This is a genomic window from Paenibacillus tyrphae, assembly GCF_024158745.1.
Lineage (GTDB): Bacteria > Bacillota > Bacilli > Paenibacillales > NBRC-103111 > Paenibacillus_G > Paenibacillus_G tyrfis_A.
Map to the genome: position 1 here is coordinate 33,177 of NZ_JAMZAW010000010.1, position 16,218 is coordinate 49,394.

The window sequence follows — 16,218 nt, forward strand, 5'->3', positions numbered from 1 at the left end:
AGAATGGTGTCAATTCAAAATAGTATCAATATGCGGAACCAGGGTCGTAAGTACCCATCTGCTTCTTCGGGGATCATGTTGGATGAAGCCGCCGAATTCTACGTTATCTTCCGATATGGCCGCCATCGTGCCGTTCGGCGCGTTTTCATACATCTCTCGGCCTATGCGCTGCGAGGAGGCTCCATTGGAATCAAAATGTCCGGCCTTCCAACGATGGAAAGCGTCCTCTCCCTGCTGCAAATACGCAACGAGATTGTTCGCGACCGTTTTCTTCACCTGGCACTTCTCCCATTTGAGCGTATTCGCCAAGTCCGTCAAATCTGACGGATCGGGAGCGTTCTTTAACGTATCGATCCATCTATACTGCTCGTAAGCCTTAAGCGTCAGATCCGAATTGATTTGTTTTTCCTTGTAAAGCTCAAAATGATAAGTCGGATTTCGCTGCTCAAATTCCTGCAAGGCGCTTTCCAGGTGTCCGCCGCTTACCCCGCTGTTGACGAAGCTTTTCGGATCGGGCGTTTTGACGGAAATCAAGTGCTGAACTAGGTCGGCCGTAATGTCCGTATTCGTAACGCCGTGATTTTGCTGTATCCTGGGGAAGCCCTTCGGATCGGAAGTATACTTATACAGAAGTGAGGCCGACTCAAGCTCCTCCCGCAGGCGGAGAAGTTTAGATGCCTCCTGCGGAGGCAGGCCCGTTACCTTCGTATCCACATAGGTCTTCATCTCGGCAACGTAGCTCTCCACATTTGTCGGATCTACGGCCAGCTTCTGCAGCACCGTGCGCAAATCGTATACAGCGTCGTCGAACTCAGTGCTTTTTTCGATATGCTGTTTGTTCAGATTCGGCAGCTTTTTCCCTTGGTTCCCAGCCTCTTTCTGGTATTTGTTTACCAGCGCAGGCAGATTTACCGGCTTATCGTTGCTGAGTTGCAGCTCTGAGCCGAACAGTTGCTTCGCCTCGCCCAGCAAGACCCTCCAATTGGCGGCATTGGTGGAAACCGCCTGATCCAGATCAATCAGGAACTTTTCTTTTTGCTGAGCCTGATCCCTCTTCTTTTCCGTTTCGTTCCAATTCTTATAGGCACCCTCCTTCTGGTTTTGCAGCCCTCTGACACGGTCCGCCATGTCCGCCATATGCTCGAATAATGCCGGGGAAAAGTCGCTGGGGGCCAACAACTTCAGCTGACGGCAGCCAGCCTCCAATTCAATGCAAAAAAGACTCACAAAGTCTTGTTTATTGAATATTTGATCTTTTTTAAAAGTAATGCTGATTGATGTATTGGGCGTGATCTGGGTATGATCGGCGGAGGCGATCTCGCAGGTAACCGGATATTTATCCGTAACTGCGGTATTTTTATTTACAATTTCGAACTCCGCTTTGCTGCCCGTTTTCTTCACCGCTTTCAATTCCCATGGTGTAGCTGCGAGCACTTTGTCATTCACAACTGCCTCATTATCATACAGAGCTTCAATGGTTTTTGGGGGGCTGGATGTCACTCTTCCGTTCCTTCCGACAGGCGCGACCGCCGGCGCGTTGTTCAACCGGTGATCCATGTGCCCGGCTATACTTTCCGCCGCTTCATCCAGAGGAGGCAGGTGCGTATCCTCCTTGGGGATGTACGTGGAAATAAAGCTCTGCCCCGCTTGATCGACGCGGACAATGGTCACGTGCGAATCAAACGCGAAATGGACGGAGTAACCGCTATTGAACTGATTCCGTTCGATTTTGTCGGCATAGCCTTTCTCAATCGTAAGCCGGGCCCATTTCAAATACGTATCGATGTCCGGCGCCTTCGCCTTGGAAAAAGGATGCTTCTCGGCATGGGACAGCGCGGCTGGATCGCTTTCAAAGGTTAGCGCACTCGCCGCCGCCTTTAGCTTTTTTTCCATCTCCCCCTTGTTCTCCGGGTCCAGTCCAGGCACGGTCTGTTTGGACTGCTGCTTGCCGTGTAAAGCGTTGGCACGCGCTGCATAGTTTTGTTCGACGATATGGTCAGCCAGCGTCCCGTCCGGATTGTTCGCAATGTAGAAGCTGTAATGGTTAGCAAGCAACCGGGCATCGGTAACGTCCGTACGGGCGGCTGCATAATCGAGCGCTTTTACTTTTAAGGTTATCTTTTCTTTGTCGTTTACTATATCGAACAAACGCATCCGATCCTCCAGCGGAGTGGACGAGCCTGATAGCATGGTGTTGACTTTGGTTCCATTGCTCATTAACGCAAGCAGTTCGTCGACCTCCGTCATCAGATGATGTTGAAACCGCAGCCGCTCGCCGCCGGATTTGATCAACTCGTGCTGATGGCCGACTTTTCCCGGATCTCCTTCCGCCTCCTTGCTGGAGTCGACAAGCTTTTGCAGCAGCTGCAGAGTGGCATCTTTACGCCCTAGCTCCTCAAGCTTCAAATAATGCATGGTCAAGGAATTGTTCATGACGATTAGCTCGTCCTGTACGGTAAACTGATGATTTCCCGACGCAAATTTGACGTCCAGGTACGTTTTCCACTCCGCAGCATTATCCGCGCTCATGTTCAGGATGGGATCGGTAAATTTTCGCTGTGCGACAGCACCGGCAGCCGACTTGAGCTGACGGACCAGCCGGGTCAAAGCCTGGTTCCCCACTTGCTTCTGCATCTGCAGCAGAGCGGCTGCCGAGACGGGAAAGGCCGGCTGCGAGTGCGTATTCCGCGCCTCCGAACGAGTTGCCCCTGCTGCGCTTGATCCCGCTTGTTTATGTGTAAGCCGCCACATGGACTTCTCCTCCAGAACGTAGTTATGTTCATAATTCGCCATATTTCGACGAATCCCTTTATTTTCCTATCGGAGAAGGTCCATCCACTATCAGATGGAGGTTTATTTTCGAAATTCAAAAAAAATAGACTGCCGAAACAGTCTAACCAATGGATATCATTCATTTAAGCGAGTCACACGACCGCCTCGATCTGCCGATGGAAGGCTTCCAGCGCTTGTCTCACCTCGGCGGCCGTATCGAGCGCTAGCACACGCTCTGCCAAAGCAGCACACTCGCCTCGATTCACATGGACGATTACCTTTTTCACCTTGGAAAGCGAAGATGCGGACATGCTCCATTCGTGAAGGCCTAAGCCCACCAAGAGAGGGGCGGCAAGCGGGTCGCCGGCCATCGTTCCGCACATCCCCGTCCACTTGCCGTGACGGACCGACGCATCGATAACCTGTTTCACCAATCTTAGAACGGCCGGATGGAAGTAGTCGTACAAATGGGAGACCTTTTCGTTCATGCGATCGACGGCAACCGTATACTGCACCAAATCATTCGTTCCGATGCTGAAAAAATCAACTTCCTTAGCAAAGCTATCGGCCATCAGAGCCGCAGACGGAACTTCGATCATGATCCCAAGCTCTACCGCATCGGCAAATGGCTTGCCTTCCTTGCGAAGCTGTTCGCGTGCCTGCTCGTAAATCGCTTTGGCCTCGCGCCATTCCTCCAGTCCTGAAATCATCGGAAACATAATCTTGACGGCTCCATGAACGCCGGCTCTGGCGATCGCTTTAAGCTGGGTAAGAAGCAGCTCTTTTCTATCCAAGCCAATCCGGATCGCCCGATAGCCGAGAAAAGGGTTCATCTCCTTCGGCAGCTCCAGGTAAGGAAGCTCCTTATCTCCCCCGATATCCAGCGTACGAATGACGACGGGACGGCCCTGCATCGCTTCGGCCACGGCCGAATACGCTTGATATTGGGTCTCTTCATCGGGCAATTGGGATTGTCCCATGAACAAAAATTCCGTCCGGTACAGCCCTACCCCTTCGGCCCCTTGCTCCAACAGGGACAACGATTCCTCAACCGTTCCGATATTCGCAGCCAGCTCTGCTCGAAAGCCATCCTTCGTGACGGCCGTACGATTCGCGTAAGCCTTCAAATCGGCCCATTCCGATTGTTCCCGCTGCTGCTGCTCGCGATACGCTTCTACAGTTGCCGAAGACGGGTTCACGATGCAATCCCCCACGGAACCGTCGATAATAAGCTCGTCGCCGTGACCGATGGCTTCCATCTCATCCCCGATCCCCAAGACGGCGGCGATGCCTAGCGAGTTGGCCAGAATTGCCGTATGCGATGTCTTGCCCCCTATTCGGGTAACAAACCCGAGCACCAAGTTTTTATCCAATTGGACCGTATCCGAAGGGGTCAGATCGTCTGCGACGAGAATAACCTGCTCCCGAATGTCCGAGAGCCGGGTGCCTTGATGATCGGACAATTGGGAGAACAGCCGGTTGCCCACATCGCGAACGTCGGCTGCTCTCTCCCGCATGTATTCGTTCGCCATGCTCTCGAATAACCCTGCGACCTGGGTCACGACTTGGTGAACCGCCGTCTCGGCCGTCCACCGCTCTTGCACAATCAGATCTTCCATCGGAGGGTAAAAGACCGGGTCCGACAAGAAGCTGAGCTGCCCCTTCAGGATCATCGCCTTATCTTCGCCTAGCGTGCTTTGCGCACGATCAACCAGCGCTTGAAGCTGCTCTGAGCATTTCGCTTTTGCTTGTTGAAGCCGCTGCAATTCCAGGCCGCTATCATCGGTTTTCCTGCTCTCGATATCCGCCAGCCTGACAGGTGAGTAGACGAAAGCTTTCCCGATTCTCACCCCTGCCGATACGCCAAGTCCCTTCAGCTTTTTTTCCGCCATCGATCGTCTCTCCATTCCCTGGCTCTTTGTTCTGCGATGCTAACCTTCCCCAAAGCCGCTCTCTACCAGTTCGACTAACGAATCAAGCGCCTCCCGCTCATCCGGTCCGTCCGCGGAAAGGGTAACGACGGAGCCTTTCTCCAGTCCCAAGGTCATCAGACCCAGGATGCTTTTTCCATCCGCTTCCGCCGTACCGGATTCTTTGTGGAAGTTCACTGTAATTTTCGATTGAAATGTCGTCGCTTTCTCCGTAAACAGCTGGGCAGGTCGAATATGAAAACCGGAATCGTTCCGGATCGTAACCTCTTTCGTTAACATATGCTTGTCTCCTCCTAAATGGTCTGCAATAGGTCGATCAATTGCTGCGGCTCCGTAACGTTCAACAAGCTTTGACGGAACTGTTCGTCAATCAGCTTCCGGGAAAGCGCGATCAAGATTTGCAGATGCTCGTTGCCCGCCGCTTCCTCCGGAACGGCGATCATAAACACAATCGATACCGGATTTCCGTCCAGAGACTGCCAATCGAGCGGCTGCGTCAGCTTGGCAAAAGCCAATCCGGCTTTGCTTACGCCGCCAGACTTTCCGTGCGGAATGGCGACGCCGAAGCCGATTCCTGTCGAGCCCGTCTCTTCCCGCTTCATCACAGCGTCCAAATAAGCGGACTTGTCGCGGAGGCATCCTGCGGCTTCGAGCCCGTCGATCATCGCCCGGATACAGCTTTCCTTGTCGGATGCTTCCAGCGGAATCATAATGCTTTGTTCCTGCAAAAGTCCTTGAATATTCATACGTTCATCCTCCTATTTCAAAACAGGCTTTTTTAATACATTCAATACGATCGCCGTAACGACGGTTCCTGCAGCGATCGCTGCGGCATACAAGGCAAGGTGGCTCACCGCGTTCGGAATCGGCAGGACGAAGATGCCGCCGTGAGGCGCACGAAGCGTCGCGCCGAAAAGCATCGATAAAGCGCCCGTTAACGCGGAGCCGATCATAATCGAAGGAATGACGCGGAACGGATCGCTTGCCGCAAACGGAATCGCGCCCTCCGTAATAAACGAAATCCCTAAGACGGAAGCTGCCTTGCCGGCATCCCGTTCTTCCTTGGTATACTTCTTCGGAGCAAGCAGCGTCGCCAACCATAATCCTAGCGGAGGCGTCATCCCTGCAGCCATCACGGCGGCCATCGGCCCGTACACATCGCTGGCCAATAAGCCTACGGAAAACGTATATGCCGCTTTATTCACCGGTCCGCCCATATCGAAGGCCATCATTAGTCCAAGCAAACCGCCGAGCAGGACGGCATTGGTCGATCCGAGCGATTTCAGCCATTCCGTTAAGCCGTCCATGATCGTCTTCACAGGCTCCCCGATGACGTAGATCATCAGAAGTCCGGTTATGCCGGTCGCCAGAAGCGGAATAAGCAAAATCGGCTTTAAGCCTTCCAAGTTTCTGGGCAGCTTGATGTAGTCCTTTAACCATTTCGCAACATAGCCGGCTAAAAATCCGGCAATGATACCGCCAAGAAACCCTGCGCCGATTTTGGAGGCCAGCATGCCGCCTACGAGACCGGGGGCAAGACCCGGCTTTTCCGCAATCGAGAACGCGATGAATCCGGCCAAAATCGGAACCATGAGCGCGAAAGCCGCTCCGCCTCCGATATCCATTAACGCTGCAGCCAGCGTGCCTTTCTCTTTAAACGCCTCGATGCCGAACACAAAGGAAAGGGCGATCAGCAATCCGCCTGCCACGACCAAAGGAAGCATGTTGGATACGCCGGTCATCAAATGCTTGTACGCCCCGGTCCGGGAAGCGCTGCGCTGCGCCTTCGATTGCTCCACCTGCTCCCGGTAGTCTGCGGCGGGTGCGGCTTGTTTGTTCAACGCTTCGTCAATAAGCCCCGACGGGTCTTTAATAGCCTGAGCTACCGGCACTTTAACAACGGGCTTCCCTGCGAAACGGGATTCCAATACATCCGTGTCAGCCGCCACAATAATCGCATGCGCCTCGGCAATCTCCTCCGGGGAAAGCTCATTCTCCACGCCGACGGCTCCTCGCGTCTCTACTTTCATCGGAACCTGCTTCTCTCTCGCCGCTTTGGCCAAAGATTCGGCAGCCATATAAGTATGCGCTACCCCCGTCGGACAAGCGGTCACCGCCAAAATCTTTTTCATATGGAGCGCCTCCTCAACTCATGATCGCAAATGAAATTATAAGGGCCATATCGTTACCTTGCTTACCTTCTCTTCGACTTCGGCAAGCGTACAAACTTCCGTTCCCGGCTTGGAAGCGGTCACCGTTCCCGCCGCCGATGTCCATCGGGCCATCTCCTCCAGCGGCTTCCCTTCCAGCAGGCAGTAAACCAAAGCGGCCACCATAGAATCGCCGGCACCGACCGTGCTCAGCGGCACAATCGGAAACGGGTTGGCGCGCACCGCTTCCGTTTCGCTGACCAGAATCGACCCTTCGGCTCCTAAAGAAACGGCTACGTATGCGATACCTTTGCCTGTGAGCCTTCTTGCAGCGGAAACAATCTCCTTGTCCGTCTGAAAGGTTTCTTGAAAAAACGCTTCCAATTCGTGAATGTTCGGTTTGATCGCATACGGAACAGCCTCAATCCCGTGCCTGAACGGATCTCCGTCGGCATCCAGCACCGTCCGGGCTCCGGCGTGATTCGCAATCTCGATTAACGTCTTGTACGTATCGTCCGGCGCTCCGGGCGGCAGGCTGCCTCCCAATACGACAATCGAAACGTTGCGGACAGCGTCGGTATACCTCTCGATAAACTCATGCAGCGCTTTCCGGCCGACCGTAAAGCCCGCTTCGTTGAACTCGGTCGTTTCTTGGGTGCATTCGACGTATACTTTCAGATTGGTTCTGGTCTCGCCTTCTGTCTCGATAAAAAAGTTAGGGATGCCCAAACCGGTAAGCTGTTCGGTAACGATCTTTCCCTGGTGACCGGCCTTCAGCCCCCAAGATGCCACATCGACGGAAAAATGCTTGAGCGCTTTGGCGACGTTAATTCCTTTGCCGCCAGCGTCCGTTCTCCACGCTTTAATCCGATTTAATCCGCCGCTCACGAACTCTTCAATCGTTACCGTTTTGTCCAAAGCCGGATTAAGGGTAACGGTAAGAACTTTAGAGCTCATGTCCTCTCCCTCCAGCATGGACAACCGTCACCGATAAGCCAGCCGCCTCCAGCTCCTCTCGCGCATTGTCCGGCAATCCGTCGTCAGTGATCCAGTGGTCGATCTCCGGCAGTTCGGCCACTTTGGCAAACGAAACTTTTCCGAATTTGCTATGGTCTGCAAGCAAAATCACCTGTTTGGCCGAGCGAAGAATACTTTGCTTCGCCGAAGCTTCCAATATATTCGGCGTCGTCAGCCCGATCACCGGGTCCAGCCCGTTGGTTGCCAGGAAGGCTTTGTCCACATAGACCGCTTTCAAAGCTTTCTCCGTTAACGGCCCGACCATAGCGAGCGTTTCATGGCGAAGCGATCCGCCGGTTAGCACGAGATCCACACCCGGATGCGTGAGCAGCTCTTGCGCGGCCATAACCGAATTGGTCACCACGGTTAATTGCTTGAAAGCTTTCAGCTCCTTAGCCAAATAATAAGTTGTCGTGCCGGAATCCAGAACAATCGTATCCCCTTCTTGGATCATGGCCGCGGCGGCTTTGGCGATCGCCTCCTTTTGTACCCGGTAGCTATCTTCCTTCTCCATGAACGGCGGCTCCGAGTTATCGTTTACTAACGCTACCGCTCCCCCATGCGTGCGGCGAAGCTGGCTGCTCTCTTCCAGAATCTTCAGATCCCTGCGGACAGTCGATTCGGATACTTGAAACTGCTGTGCCAGTTCCTGAACCGAAGCTCGTTCCCGCGTTTGAACATAATCGGCGATTTTCTGCTGACGCTCTTCCTCAAACAGCATTCGTGTCCCTCCCCCTACGCTGCCTTCACATGCTCATATTTGACTGATAATTCATCGATGTTCCTTATTTATGATTGTATATGATTATTTATGATTTGTACAGCGCTTACTTTTGTCTAAATTATTAATTATCAGTCGCAAATGAGCATTAATGTGCAAAGGCAGCAAAAATGCCGTTCCCTTCATCCCCCCCTGCTTCCTCTGGTTCCAAATTCGACGATTCGGGCATTCACTTTAACCTCGATCGAAGCTTCGCTAAACGTAGAATCCCAGTTCTCTTTCACTTTGTTCCATACTTGAGGATATTCGACTTGCAGCCGTTTCCCGAACCCGGCGGCATCCAGCATCAGTTTCTTTTGCATTTTGACCAGCACTTTTTTAAGCGAAGACTTGATCGACGCTTCTGCCGCCCGCTCCGCCCTGCCGATAAATTCTTCCTTAAAAGCATCGTCCGAATCGACCCAATCTTCCCGCAGCCTTCCTTCCGTCTTAATTTCCACCTGAAAGGAGATTCGCCCGTCCTTGTGCCTGGGCTTGATGCTTCTTGCGAACTTGCGGACCTCATAGACGATCTTTTCCCCGCTGATCGGGTCCGTTCCTTCGATAATTCCCGTTCTCTTCCTCTCCCCCTTCAGCCAGTTCAAGCCAACCGTCTCTTCCTCATCCAACCAGCCGGCCATTCTGGCATCCTTTCCCCGGATCACGGCGGCCCCGGACAGCGTCGTTTCCTCTCGCGCTGCAGTTACCCATTGAATGACGAAATTTTCTTTTTTCGTTAAGTTTTCGGACAGATCTCCAAGCTTCATGATCGGAGGGATACGCAGCGTCTTGCGGAAGCCTTCTACAAGTCCCCTTAAATTCAAAGCCGGATTCGCCACGATGCCTTTCTTTTCTAACACGGTTCTTGTTTTTCCCTCGCATACCAATACACGGATCGACCGTCTCGCCTCCGGGTTGCGCAGCAAGAAGTTGATGATATCTCTCAGATCAAAGCTGCGCGCCACCTCTTCGCTGATGAGAATAACTCTCAGATGCTCATAACTGGGAGTGCGGGACAAGCGCGTTGATAAACCGTTAATGTTGTCAAATACGACCCTTCCCTCGCTAACGACGTTAATATAATCCTTTTGCGCAGAACCCCCCTCTTTCGCGGAAAATTGCTTTGGCATGGCAAAATGATGCGTCATGGCGATTCGCTCAACCTTGCCTTGTTTACCTCCGGGCATCCCATTCTCTTGATTCGTTGCTTCATGAGCGGGCATGTCAAAGCCGATACCAAGCACAATCCCTACGTCCTCGATCTCTACCCGATCCCAGCAACCCGTCATGGACACAAGAAATAGACTTGCCAAAAGCAAGCGTAACCTCCTAGCCGTTCGCATGGCCTTTCCCCCTCAACTTGACGAAGATCCAGAAGTAGAGCGGCATGATCACAACAATGAACAAGGCAAAGTCATTAAGAAAATTGCCGAAGCTTAGTACGTTGTTTAATGTTTTCGGCATCATGGCAACGATATAAGTCACCGGGAACAGAAGGTAAATAAAGATCCGGAAATTCCTTCGGAACAGATGCCCCAACCCGAGGCTTGCCACATAATAGTACGGAACAAAAGTCGCATACATCGACATGACCCAAAGCACGGAGAATAAAGACTCGAACCGTTCGAAAAATCCTCCCGGCAATTCGATGTCCTTGGCTACGGACATGGTCGGCCAGGTCAGTGTCTTGACTTCATCTACCGTTAGCGTTCCGATTGCAATCAAAACAGTTAACGTATATAAAGGAATAAGTAAACCGATCCCTCTCAGCATGGATTTCACGGCGTCCCGGGGCTCTTTCATGAACGCGCTTAAGACCAGCATAATCTCGAAGCCGCTATAAGAGAACGTCGAAGACGGTATCCCTTTCCATACCGGCGTGAATCCTTCTGCCAGTACCGGCCGTATATTGTCGAGTTCGAACTCCTTAAAGCTGAACGCGATCAAAGTAACGAGGATGATTAAGATAGCAGGAAAAAATAGCTCGATCAAGCGCGCAATCGGGTTGATTCCTCCTATGGCGAGATACACCCCAACCATCATAAAGACAATCACGATGAACGAAATCGGGGTTTTATCCAGCAAATACATGCGGATCACCTCGCCCATGACACGCGCCAAATACCCGGCAGATATCGTAAAATAGGCGCTCAGCACGACAGTATGAACCGCGCCTATCACCTTGCCAAACACCGTTTGGCTGAATTCGAAAAACGTTTGTTTGGGAAACCGCTGGTTTAATTTGATGATGACATACCCGGCCAGCAAAGCGAGGAACCCGCCAATCAGAACGGAAATCCATCCGTCCGGCGTCCCCACCTCCTTCGCTATAACCTGGGGCAGAAACAGAATCCCTGTCCCAATCATGCTTTTCGATACGATAAATGAAGCTTGCAACGATGTAATTTCATCTTTACGACTCATGATGGTGACGACTCACCTTTACCTTTTCTATTGGCGCGTGCGGTCTTGCGGTCTGTTTAGTCCGGGACGCCGCTTCATCATTTGGAGAGGCACTCTTACGATCAGGTCTTTCCAATCTTTTGCCTGCATGGGCGCGAAGGGAGCCATATAATCGACCCCGAAGCTCTTGAGCTTCACAAGATGGGCCATGATGAAGATAAATAGCAGAATTACACCGTAAAGCCCGAGTATGGCCGCCGCCATCATCATCGCAAACCGGAGCATGCGAATGGCAATCGCCGAAGAATACTGAGGAAAGGCAAAGGAAGAAATGGCGGTCAGCGCAACGACGATCACCATGATGGGACTCACGATGGCCGCTTGGACGGCGGCTTGTCCGATGACCAATCCGCCGACAATGCCGACCGCTTGTCCGATCGGTTTCGGCAGGCGCAGCCCCGCTTCCCGAAGAAGTTCGAGCGTCACTTCCATAATGAGCGCTTCGATGATCGATGGAAAAGGAACCCCTTCCCGTCCCGCTGCAATGGAGATGACGAGTTTCGTCGGAATTAATCCATGGTTGTAAGAAATCAAAGCAATATAAAGTGCAGGAAGAAACAGAGCGATGAATGCCGCCCCATATCGCAGGATGCGGATCAAGGAAGCGGGCATCCACCGTTCGAAATAGTCTTCGGAAGAAGTCATCAGCATGGAAAAAGTGACCGGTATAATCAATGCGAAAGGAGTCCCGTCTACCAACAAGGCGATACGGCCCTGCAACAAAGCGCCCGCTACCCGGTCGGGCCGCTCCGTGTTTTGCATCTGCGGAAACGGAGAGTAAGTATGATCCTCGATGAGCTGCTCAATATAGCCGGAGTCGGATATCTCATCAATATCGATCCGCTCGATTCGGCTCTTCGCTTCTTCCACGAGCTCTTGGTTCGTTAATCCCTGGATATAAATCAGATACACGTCCGTTTGAGACCGGCGTCCAAGCTTGTAAGGGATCATGGTGAAGCCCGGGTCTTTAATTCGGCGCCGAAGCATGGCCGTATTGGTATGAAGCTTCTCGACAAATCCTTCTCTCGGTCCCCGAACAACCGCTTCCGATAACGGTTCTTCAATGGAACGGCCCTCTCCTCCGACGGTGCTTAGAACGATAACATCGGTCAAGCCGTCCAGTAATAGCGCGGTATTCCCGTCAAGGACTTTACGAACGCAATCCTTTAAGCAGCGCATCTCATGAACCTCCGCTGTCGAAACGACGGAATCGGAAATGGTGCTCTTGAGCTGCTCTTTATTCATGGCGGAATCGCTGGACAGACCTCGTTCCCGCATTAAAGGCTTGATCACTTGCTCGTTCAGAACGGTTTTATCCACCAGACCGTCGATATAAACGACAGCCGCTTGCCAGGAGGAATGTCCAACTCGAAACTCTCGGAAAACAACGTCGGGGCTATGCCCAATCGCATCCTTCATCATCCGAAGGTTTGCGGACAGGTTGTCTGTGAACGGAACATCCGGCATGTCGTGCACCTTCTCCAGCCATGGGTTGTTTATAAATTTCCATCCTGTATTATCTCCAAACAATTACATTTTATGATATCTTTGTTTCGTTCATTAAAAAAACCTGCACCGGCAAGCTGCTTACGCCAGTAACAGGTGTTTCGGTTTCGGGTATGCTTTGGGAGTCAGTTCAATGTCGCCATCATTTGCTTCGCTTCCAAATACAGGACTTGCACGAATTTTTTCGTATTGATTTTATGGTTTACGCTGGATCTTCGATCTTCTTCCAATTCGTTCATTCTTCTCCGGACTTCCATAAAATCGAAAAATTTCGCTGCGTAATTTTCAAACTTGGGATGGGTATAATCCGTTATGCCTAACGATGCGAGATGATTTAGCGCATGAGATATAGCTCTCCGTACACGCTGCTCAGCCGCCTTGAATTCTTTTTGAATGAGCTCGGAGTCAACGCGTTCCCCGAGTTTTTTCGATGAAATTTGCCAAAAAATATCTTTTAATGCCGGAAATTCGTCCTTTAACGCTCGCTCCGATTCATCTTGGAATAAGTACTCCAACATCTCCAGCAAGTCCTGGGTTCCGCTTTCTCCCGCCATACCCAGCTCCGACAACAGATAATTTCCGCAAGTTAGGATGGACGCATCTTCTGATCGCCGGGTCTTATTTTCGCTTATATCATACGGAGAAAGAAAATCGATCGATTGCTTGATGGTTTGAATCGACGTTTCAAGCAGCATGCTTTCCATCACTTTCTTAACGATCGTTATGAGTTCAATCCGGTTTAAAGGCTTAAGGACGTAATATTCGATGCCTAACGAGTAAGTACGGCTGACGATATCTTTCGAACCGACTTCGGAGAGCATAATGATCTTTCCCAAGAATACGGGCATTAGTGCACGAACGGTCTCGATCCCGTCACGGTTCGGCATGAGGACGTCAACGAAAAGAATATCCACTTGGTTCATGACGATCGATTGGGCATCGATCTTCGCTCCGTCTTCCGCTTCTCCCACGACTTGGCCCAGACCCTCATCTTCAATCATTTGCGCCAGCATGAGACGGACCGCAGGGTCATCGTCTACAATAAAAAATCTCATGACTTTGCCTCTCCAATGGCCGTGTTTCTCATGAATGCACTGCCTCCTATTGTCGGTTAACAGACGCTTAAATCCCACGCTTGGGCGACATGCTTCAAGAGCATATGCCCCGCCGTACTGTTGCCATACTTGTCGATGGCAGGGCCATATATACCGATCCCGCATCCGTCCGGAAAAGGAAGCTCTCTGGATTTCGCGCGAGGCGGAACAGCGGCCATAATTCCTCCGGATACCCCGCTTTTGGCAGGTACGCCCACAAAAGCGGCGAATTTTCCCGAAGCGTTATACATTCCGCATGTCAGCATCAAAGCTTTCGTGATGCGAGCGATATCTTTGGATACCACTTGCTTCTTCCGTACCGGGTCGTAACCGTCGCATCCAAGGATCATCCCGATGGCAGCCAAATCTTCCACCGTGACTTCAAGCGAGCATTGCTTCAAATAAACTTCCAGCGCGACTTCCACGTCGGACTGCAGACAATTCATTTCCTTCAAGCAATACGCCAGCGCTCGATTGCGATGGGCCGTCTGCCACTCGGACTGAAACACCTCTCGATTATAGGTCGGGTTTTTTCCCGTTAAGGCTTCCAATAAAGCCGTGATAACCTCAAGCTTGGATTCCGCAGTCGCTCCCGGCTGCATGGAAGCTATAGTGATGGCTCCCGCATTAATCATGGGATTAAAAGGCCTGCCCGGCTTGTGAAGCTCCAACCGAACGATCGAATTGAAAGCGTCTCCAGTAGGCTCCACATCTACATATTCCAGCACGGTGTCGATGCCGCAGCTTAAACAAGCGGCCATAAATCCGATAACTTTGGAAATACTTTGGATGGTAAAGGGCGACTCGGTTTCTCCGGCTTTTACGATTGTTCCGTCTGCTCCGATCATGCAAATGCCCAATTGAGACGGATCGGCCTTTCGTAACGCGGGAATGTAATCGGCACAACTCCCAAGGGTGGAGTAAGACCGGTACCGGTCCACCCATTCGCCCAAGTCTATCGTTCTATCGCTTACGCTCGTCATGTCCATTGATAACCAACCCCGTCCCCTTCCGGCCACAACCATTCGTTTGCCTCGATAACGCTTTCACTCTCACGGCCGGAAATGGCGAATATCCATTATTTCCATATATCAAGTACACTTTGAACATACCATCTCGACTACTAAAAAATATAAAATTCTACACGGCGCTTGAAGCACTTCTTATTTTGAAAGTCGGAAGACGCACGATAAATGTCGTGCCGGTACCTTCTTCGGAAGAGCCGATGGCAATCTCCCCTTCGAGCGAATGGACGATATCCCGCACATGCGACAGTCCGATCCCGGCTGCGGCTACCCCGCTTTCGTTATATTTTGTCGTAAATCCCGGTTGAAAAATAATACCGCGGTGCGATTCCCGAATGCCGCAGCCCGTATCGGAAACTACGAAGACCGTCTCCGCCGTATCTTCATACACGCGTATACCGATGGCCCCATGCTCTTGAATGGCTTCCACCGCGTTCGAGACGAGGTTATTCACTATGGTTAGCAAGGGAATAAAATCGGCGGTCCGGTAATCCGCATCGAGATCGGTCGTGAACTTGATTTTCTTTTGGAACATCCGGCTGTACTTTTGATTCGCTTTTACGACAAAGCCGAGCATTTCCGCCAAGCTCATATCGATAACGATCTCGCTATCGTATAATTTGGTCAGGCCGGCCAGGATGCGCTGGGAATCCTTCTTGACTTCGTGAATCTGCTGGGCGATACTTAAGGCTTCTTGGCCGTAACGCTCCAGGTTCTCTTCTTTTAATTTGGAATAAAGAATGTAGCTCTGCTCGGTAATCGCTTCGATCGTGCCCATTGATTTTTTCAAATAAAACGTTTCCCCGTACAGCCCCGTACCCACATGCAGCATCTGCTCCATTCGTTTTTCCTTCTCGGCATGAACGACGCGCATTTGGCCTATCACGATGCTGCTGTATAGCCCGATGACAAAATAACTGCGTACCACGGTAAGGATCAATAAAAGAAGCCAGTCGCCCCAATCCATCACATTCACGCCGAGCAGCAGCCACCGCAAGAAAAGCTCCGCCCCATTCGAGATCAGATCGATGCCCGAGACAAGCCCGCCTAGCCTGAGGGGGTTGTATTCGTGAATTGTTGTTCGAAGTCTGTCCATGCAGAGAGCAAACACGATATAATATACACCGGCGGCCACATTATTCTGAAGGCTTGCCGTGAAAGAAAGCGGAGTCGAGTAGGTCAGCCATTCGGTCCCCTGAAAGCATACGCTGAATATTCCCGTGATGATCCCGATCTTGAGGTAAGGCAAGTGGCGCATAAACAGCAAGAAGAACAAAAACGTACTGGCGCCAAGCCCCATACGGAAATAATCTCCATGAAACGGATATACTTTGATTTCAGCGCCAATAGCCGTCGTCAGCGCGATAAGCAGAATTTGCATCGTTTCATTTTTGAGAAACCTCCTCACATGAGTTCCCCCTATGGTGATATTTTTTTAAAATGAGTATAAACGAAAGAAGATTCATCCGCCAACCTTCCAAATCCAGGTCTCTGCGAAGC

The 16,218-nt window shown here is 51.5% G+C and carries 13 protein-coding genes; all 13 read right to left on the reverse strand.

Annotated elements, in window-relative coordinates; genetic code table 11:
- Positions 1–9: 9 nt before the first annotated feature.
- The 13 genes from NI000_RS16105 to NI000_RS16165 all read right to left on the reverse strand — a co-directional run bounded on the left by NI000_RS16105 (position 10) and on the right by NI000_RS16165 (position 16,126).
- Positions 10–2,751 (reverse strand): hypothetical protein, encoded by a 2,742-nt coding sequence (locus NI000_RS16105; RefSeq protein ID WP_253412209.1) that lies wholly within the window; start codon positions 2,749–2,751, stop codon positions 10–12.
- A gap of 173 nt (positions 2,752–2,924) precedes the next feature.
- The gene (ptsP, locus tag NI000_RS16110; protein ID WP_253412210.1) at positions 2,925–4,664 is read right to left on the reverse strand and encodes a phosphoenolpyruvate--protein phosphotransferase; all 1,740 of its coding nucleotides are present in this window, start codon (positions 4,662–4,664) and stop codon (positions 2,925–2,927) included.
- A 39-nt stretch (positions 4,665–4,703) separates the two neighbouring features.
- Positions 4,704–4,982: an HPr family phosphocarrier protein gene (locus tag NI000_RS16115; protein ID WP_253412211.1), complete on the reverse strand. Its 279-nt coding sequence runs from the start codon at positions 4,980–4,982 to the stop codon at positions 4,704–4,706.
- 14 nt (positions 4,983–4,996) lie between these two features.
- Entirely contained in the window at positions 4,997–5,449 is a 453-nt protein-coding gene (locus NI000_RS16120; RefSeq protein WP_253412213.1) for a PTS sugar transporter subunit IIA, read from the reverse strand.
- Positions 5,450–5,461: 12 nt separating this feature from the next.
- Positions 5,462–6,835 (reverse strand): PTS fructose transporter subunit IIC, encoded by a 1,374-nt coding sequence (locus tag NI000_RS16125; RefSeq protein ID WP_253412215.1) that lies wholly within the window; start codon positions 6,833–6,835, stop codon positions 5,462–5,464.
- A gap of 36 nt (positions 6,836–6,871) precedes the next feature.
- Positions 6,872–7,810 carry a 1-phosphofructokinase gene (gene pfkB / locus NI000_RS16130; RefSeq protein ID WP_253412217.1) on the reverse strand — a complete coding sequence of 313 codons (939 nt, stop codon included), beginning with the start codon at positions 7,808–7,810 and terminating at the stop codon, positions 6,872–6,874.
- Entirely contained in the window at positions 7,800–8,591 is a 792-nt protein-coding gene (locus tag NI000_RS16135; protein WP_253412219.1) for a DeoR/GlpR family DNA-binding transcription regulator, read from the reverse strand. Before NI000_RS16135 ends, pfkB begins: the two co-directional genes overlap by 11 nt.
- Positions 8,592–8,773: 182 nt before the next feature.
- On the reverse strand, positions 8,774–9,943 hold the full coding sequence (locus NI000_RS16140; protein WP_253412221.1) for a Ger(x)C family spore germination protein: 1,170 nt from the start codon (positions 9,941–9,943) through the stop codon (positions 8,774–8,776).
- Positions 9,944–9,959: 16 nt separating this feature from the next.
- The gene (locus tag NI000_RS16145) at positions 9,960–11,054 is read right to left on the reverse strand and encodes a GerAB/ArcD/ProY family transporter (protein ID WP_253412223.1); all 1,095 of its coding nucleotides are present in this window, start codon (positions 11,052–11,054) and stop codon (positions 9,960–9,962) included.
- 27 nt (positions 11,055–11,081) lie between these two features.
- Complete coding sequence (locus tag NI000_RS16150) at positions 11,082–12,560, reverse strand: spore germination protein (protein ID WP_253412225.1); 1,479 nt, start codon at positions 12,558–12,560, stop codon at positions 11,082–11,084.
- Between the two features lie 164 nt (positions 12,561–12,724).
- The gene (locus tag NI000_RS16155) at positions 12,725–13,654 is read right to left on the reverse strand and encodes a response regulator (protein WP_253412227.1); all 930 of its coding nucleotides are present in this window, start codon (positions 13,652–13,654) and stop codon (positions 12,725–12,727) included.
- Positions 13,655–13,710: 56 nt separating this feature from the next.
- Positions 13,711–14,682, reverse strand: a complete 972-nt coding sequence (locus NI000_RS16160) for a glutaminase (RefSeq protein WP_253412229.1) — start codon at positions 14,680–14,682, stop codon at positions 13,711–13,713.
- A 151-nt stretch (positions 14,683–14,833) separates the two neighbouring features.
- Positions 14,834–16,126, reverse strand: coding sequence for a sensor histidine kinase (locus NI000_RS16165; RefSeq protein ID WP_253412231.1), 1,293 nt, complete (start codon positions 16,124–16,126; stop codon positions 14,834–14,836).
- Positions 16,127–16,218: the final 92 nt, after the last annotated feature.

Bases quoted from the DNA above. Each gene is read 5' to 3' on its own strand.
- NI000_RS16105 (WP_253412209.1), bottom strand. From the start codon at position 2,751: ATGTGGCGGCTTACACATAAACAAGCGGGATCAAGCGCAGCAGGGGCA.
- ptsP (WP_253412210.1), bottom strand. From the start codon at position 4,664: ATGGCGGAAAAAAAGCTGAAGGGACTTGGCGTATCGGCAGGGGTGAGA.
- NI000_RS16115 (WP_253412211.1), bottom strand. From the start codon at position 4,982: ATGTTAACGAAAGAGGTTACGATCCGGAACGATTCCGGTTTTCATATT.
- NI000_RS16120 (WP_253412213.1), bottom strand. From the start codon at position 5,449: ATGAATATTCAAGGACTTTTGCAGGAACAAAGCATTATGATTCCGCTG.
- NI000_RS16125 (WP_253412215.1), bottom strand. From the start codon at position 6,835: ATGAAAAAGATTTTGGCGGTGACCGCTTGTCCGACGGGGGTAGCGCAT.
- pfkB (WP_253412217.1), bottom strand. From the start codon at position 7,810: ATGAGCTCTAAAGTTCTTACCGTTACCCTTAATCCGGCTTTGGACAAA.
- NI000_RS16135 (WP_253412219.1), bottom strand. From the start codon at position 8,591: ATGCTGTTTGAGGAAGAGCGTCAGCAGAAAATCGCCGATTATGTTCAA.
- NI000_RS16145 (WP_253412223.1), bottom strand. From the start codon at position 11,054: ATGAGTCGTAAAGATGAAATTACATCGTTGCAAGCTTCATTTATCGTA.
- NI000_RS16150 (WP_253412225.1), bottom strand. From the start codon at position 12,560: ATGCCGGATGTTCCGTTCACAGACAACCTGTCCGCAAACCTTCGGATG.
- NI000_RS16155 (WP_253412227.1), bottom strand. From the start codon at position 13,654: ATGAGATTTTTTATTGTAGACGATGACCCTGCGGTCCGTCTCATGCTG.
- NI000_RS16160 (WP_253412229.1), bottom strand. From the start codon at position 14,682: ATGGACATGACGAGCGTAAGCGATAGAACGATAGACTTGGGCGAATGG.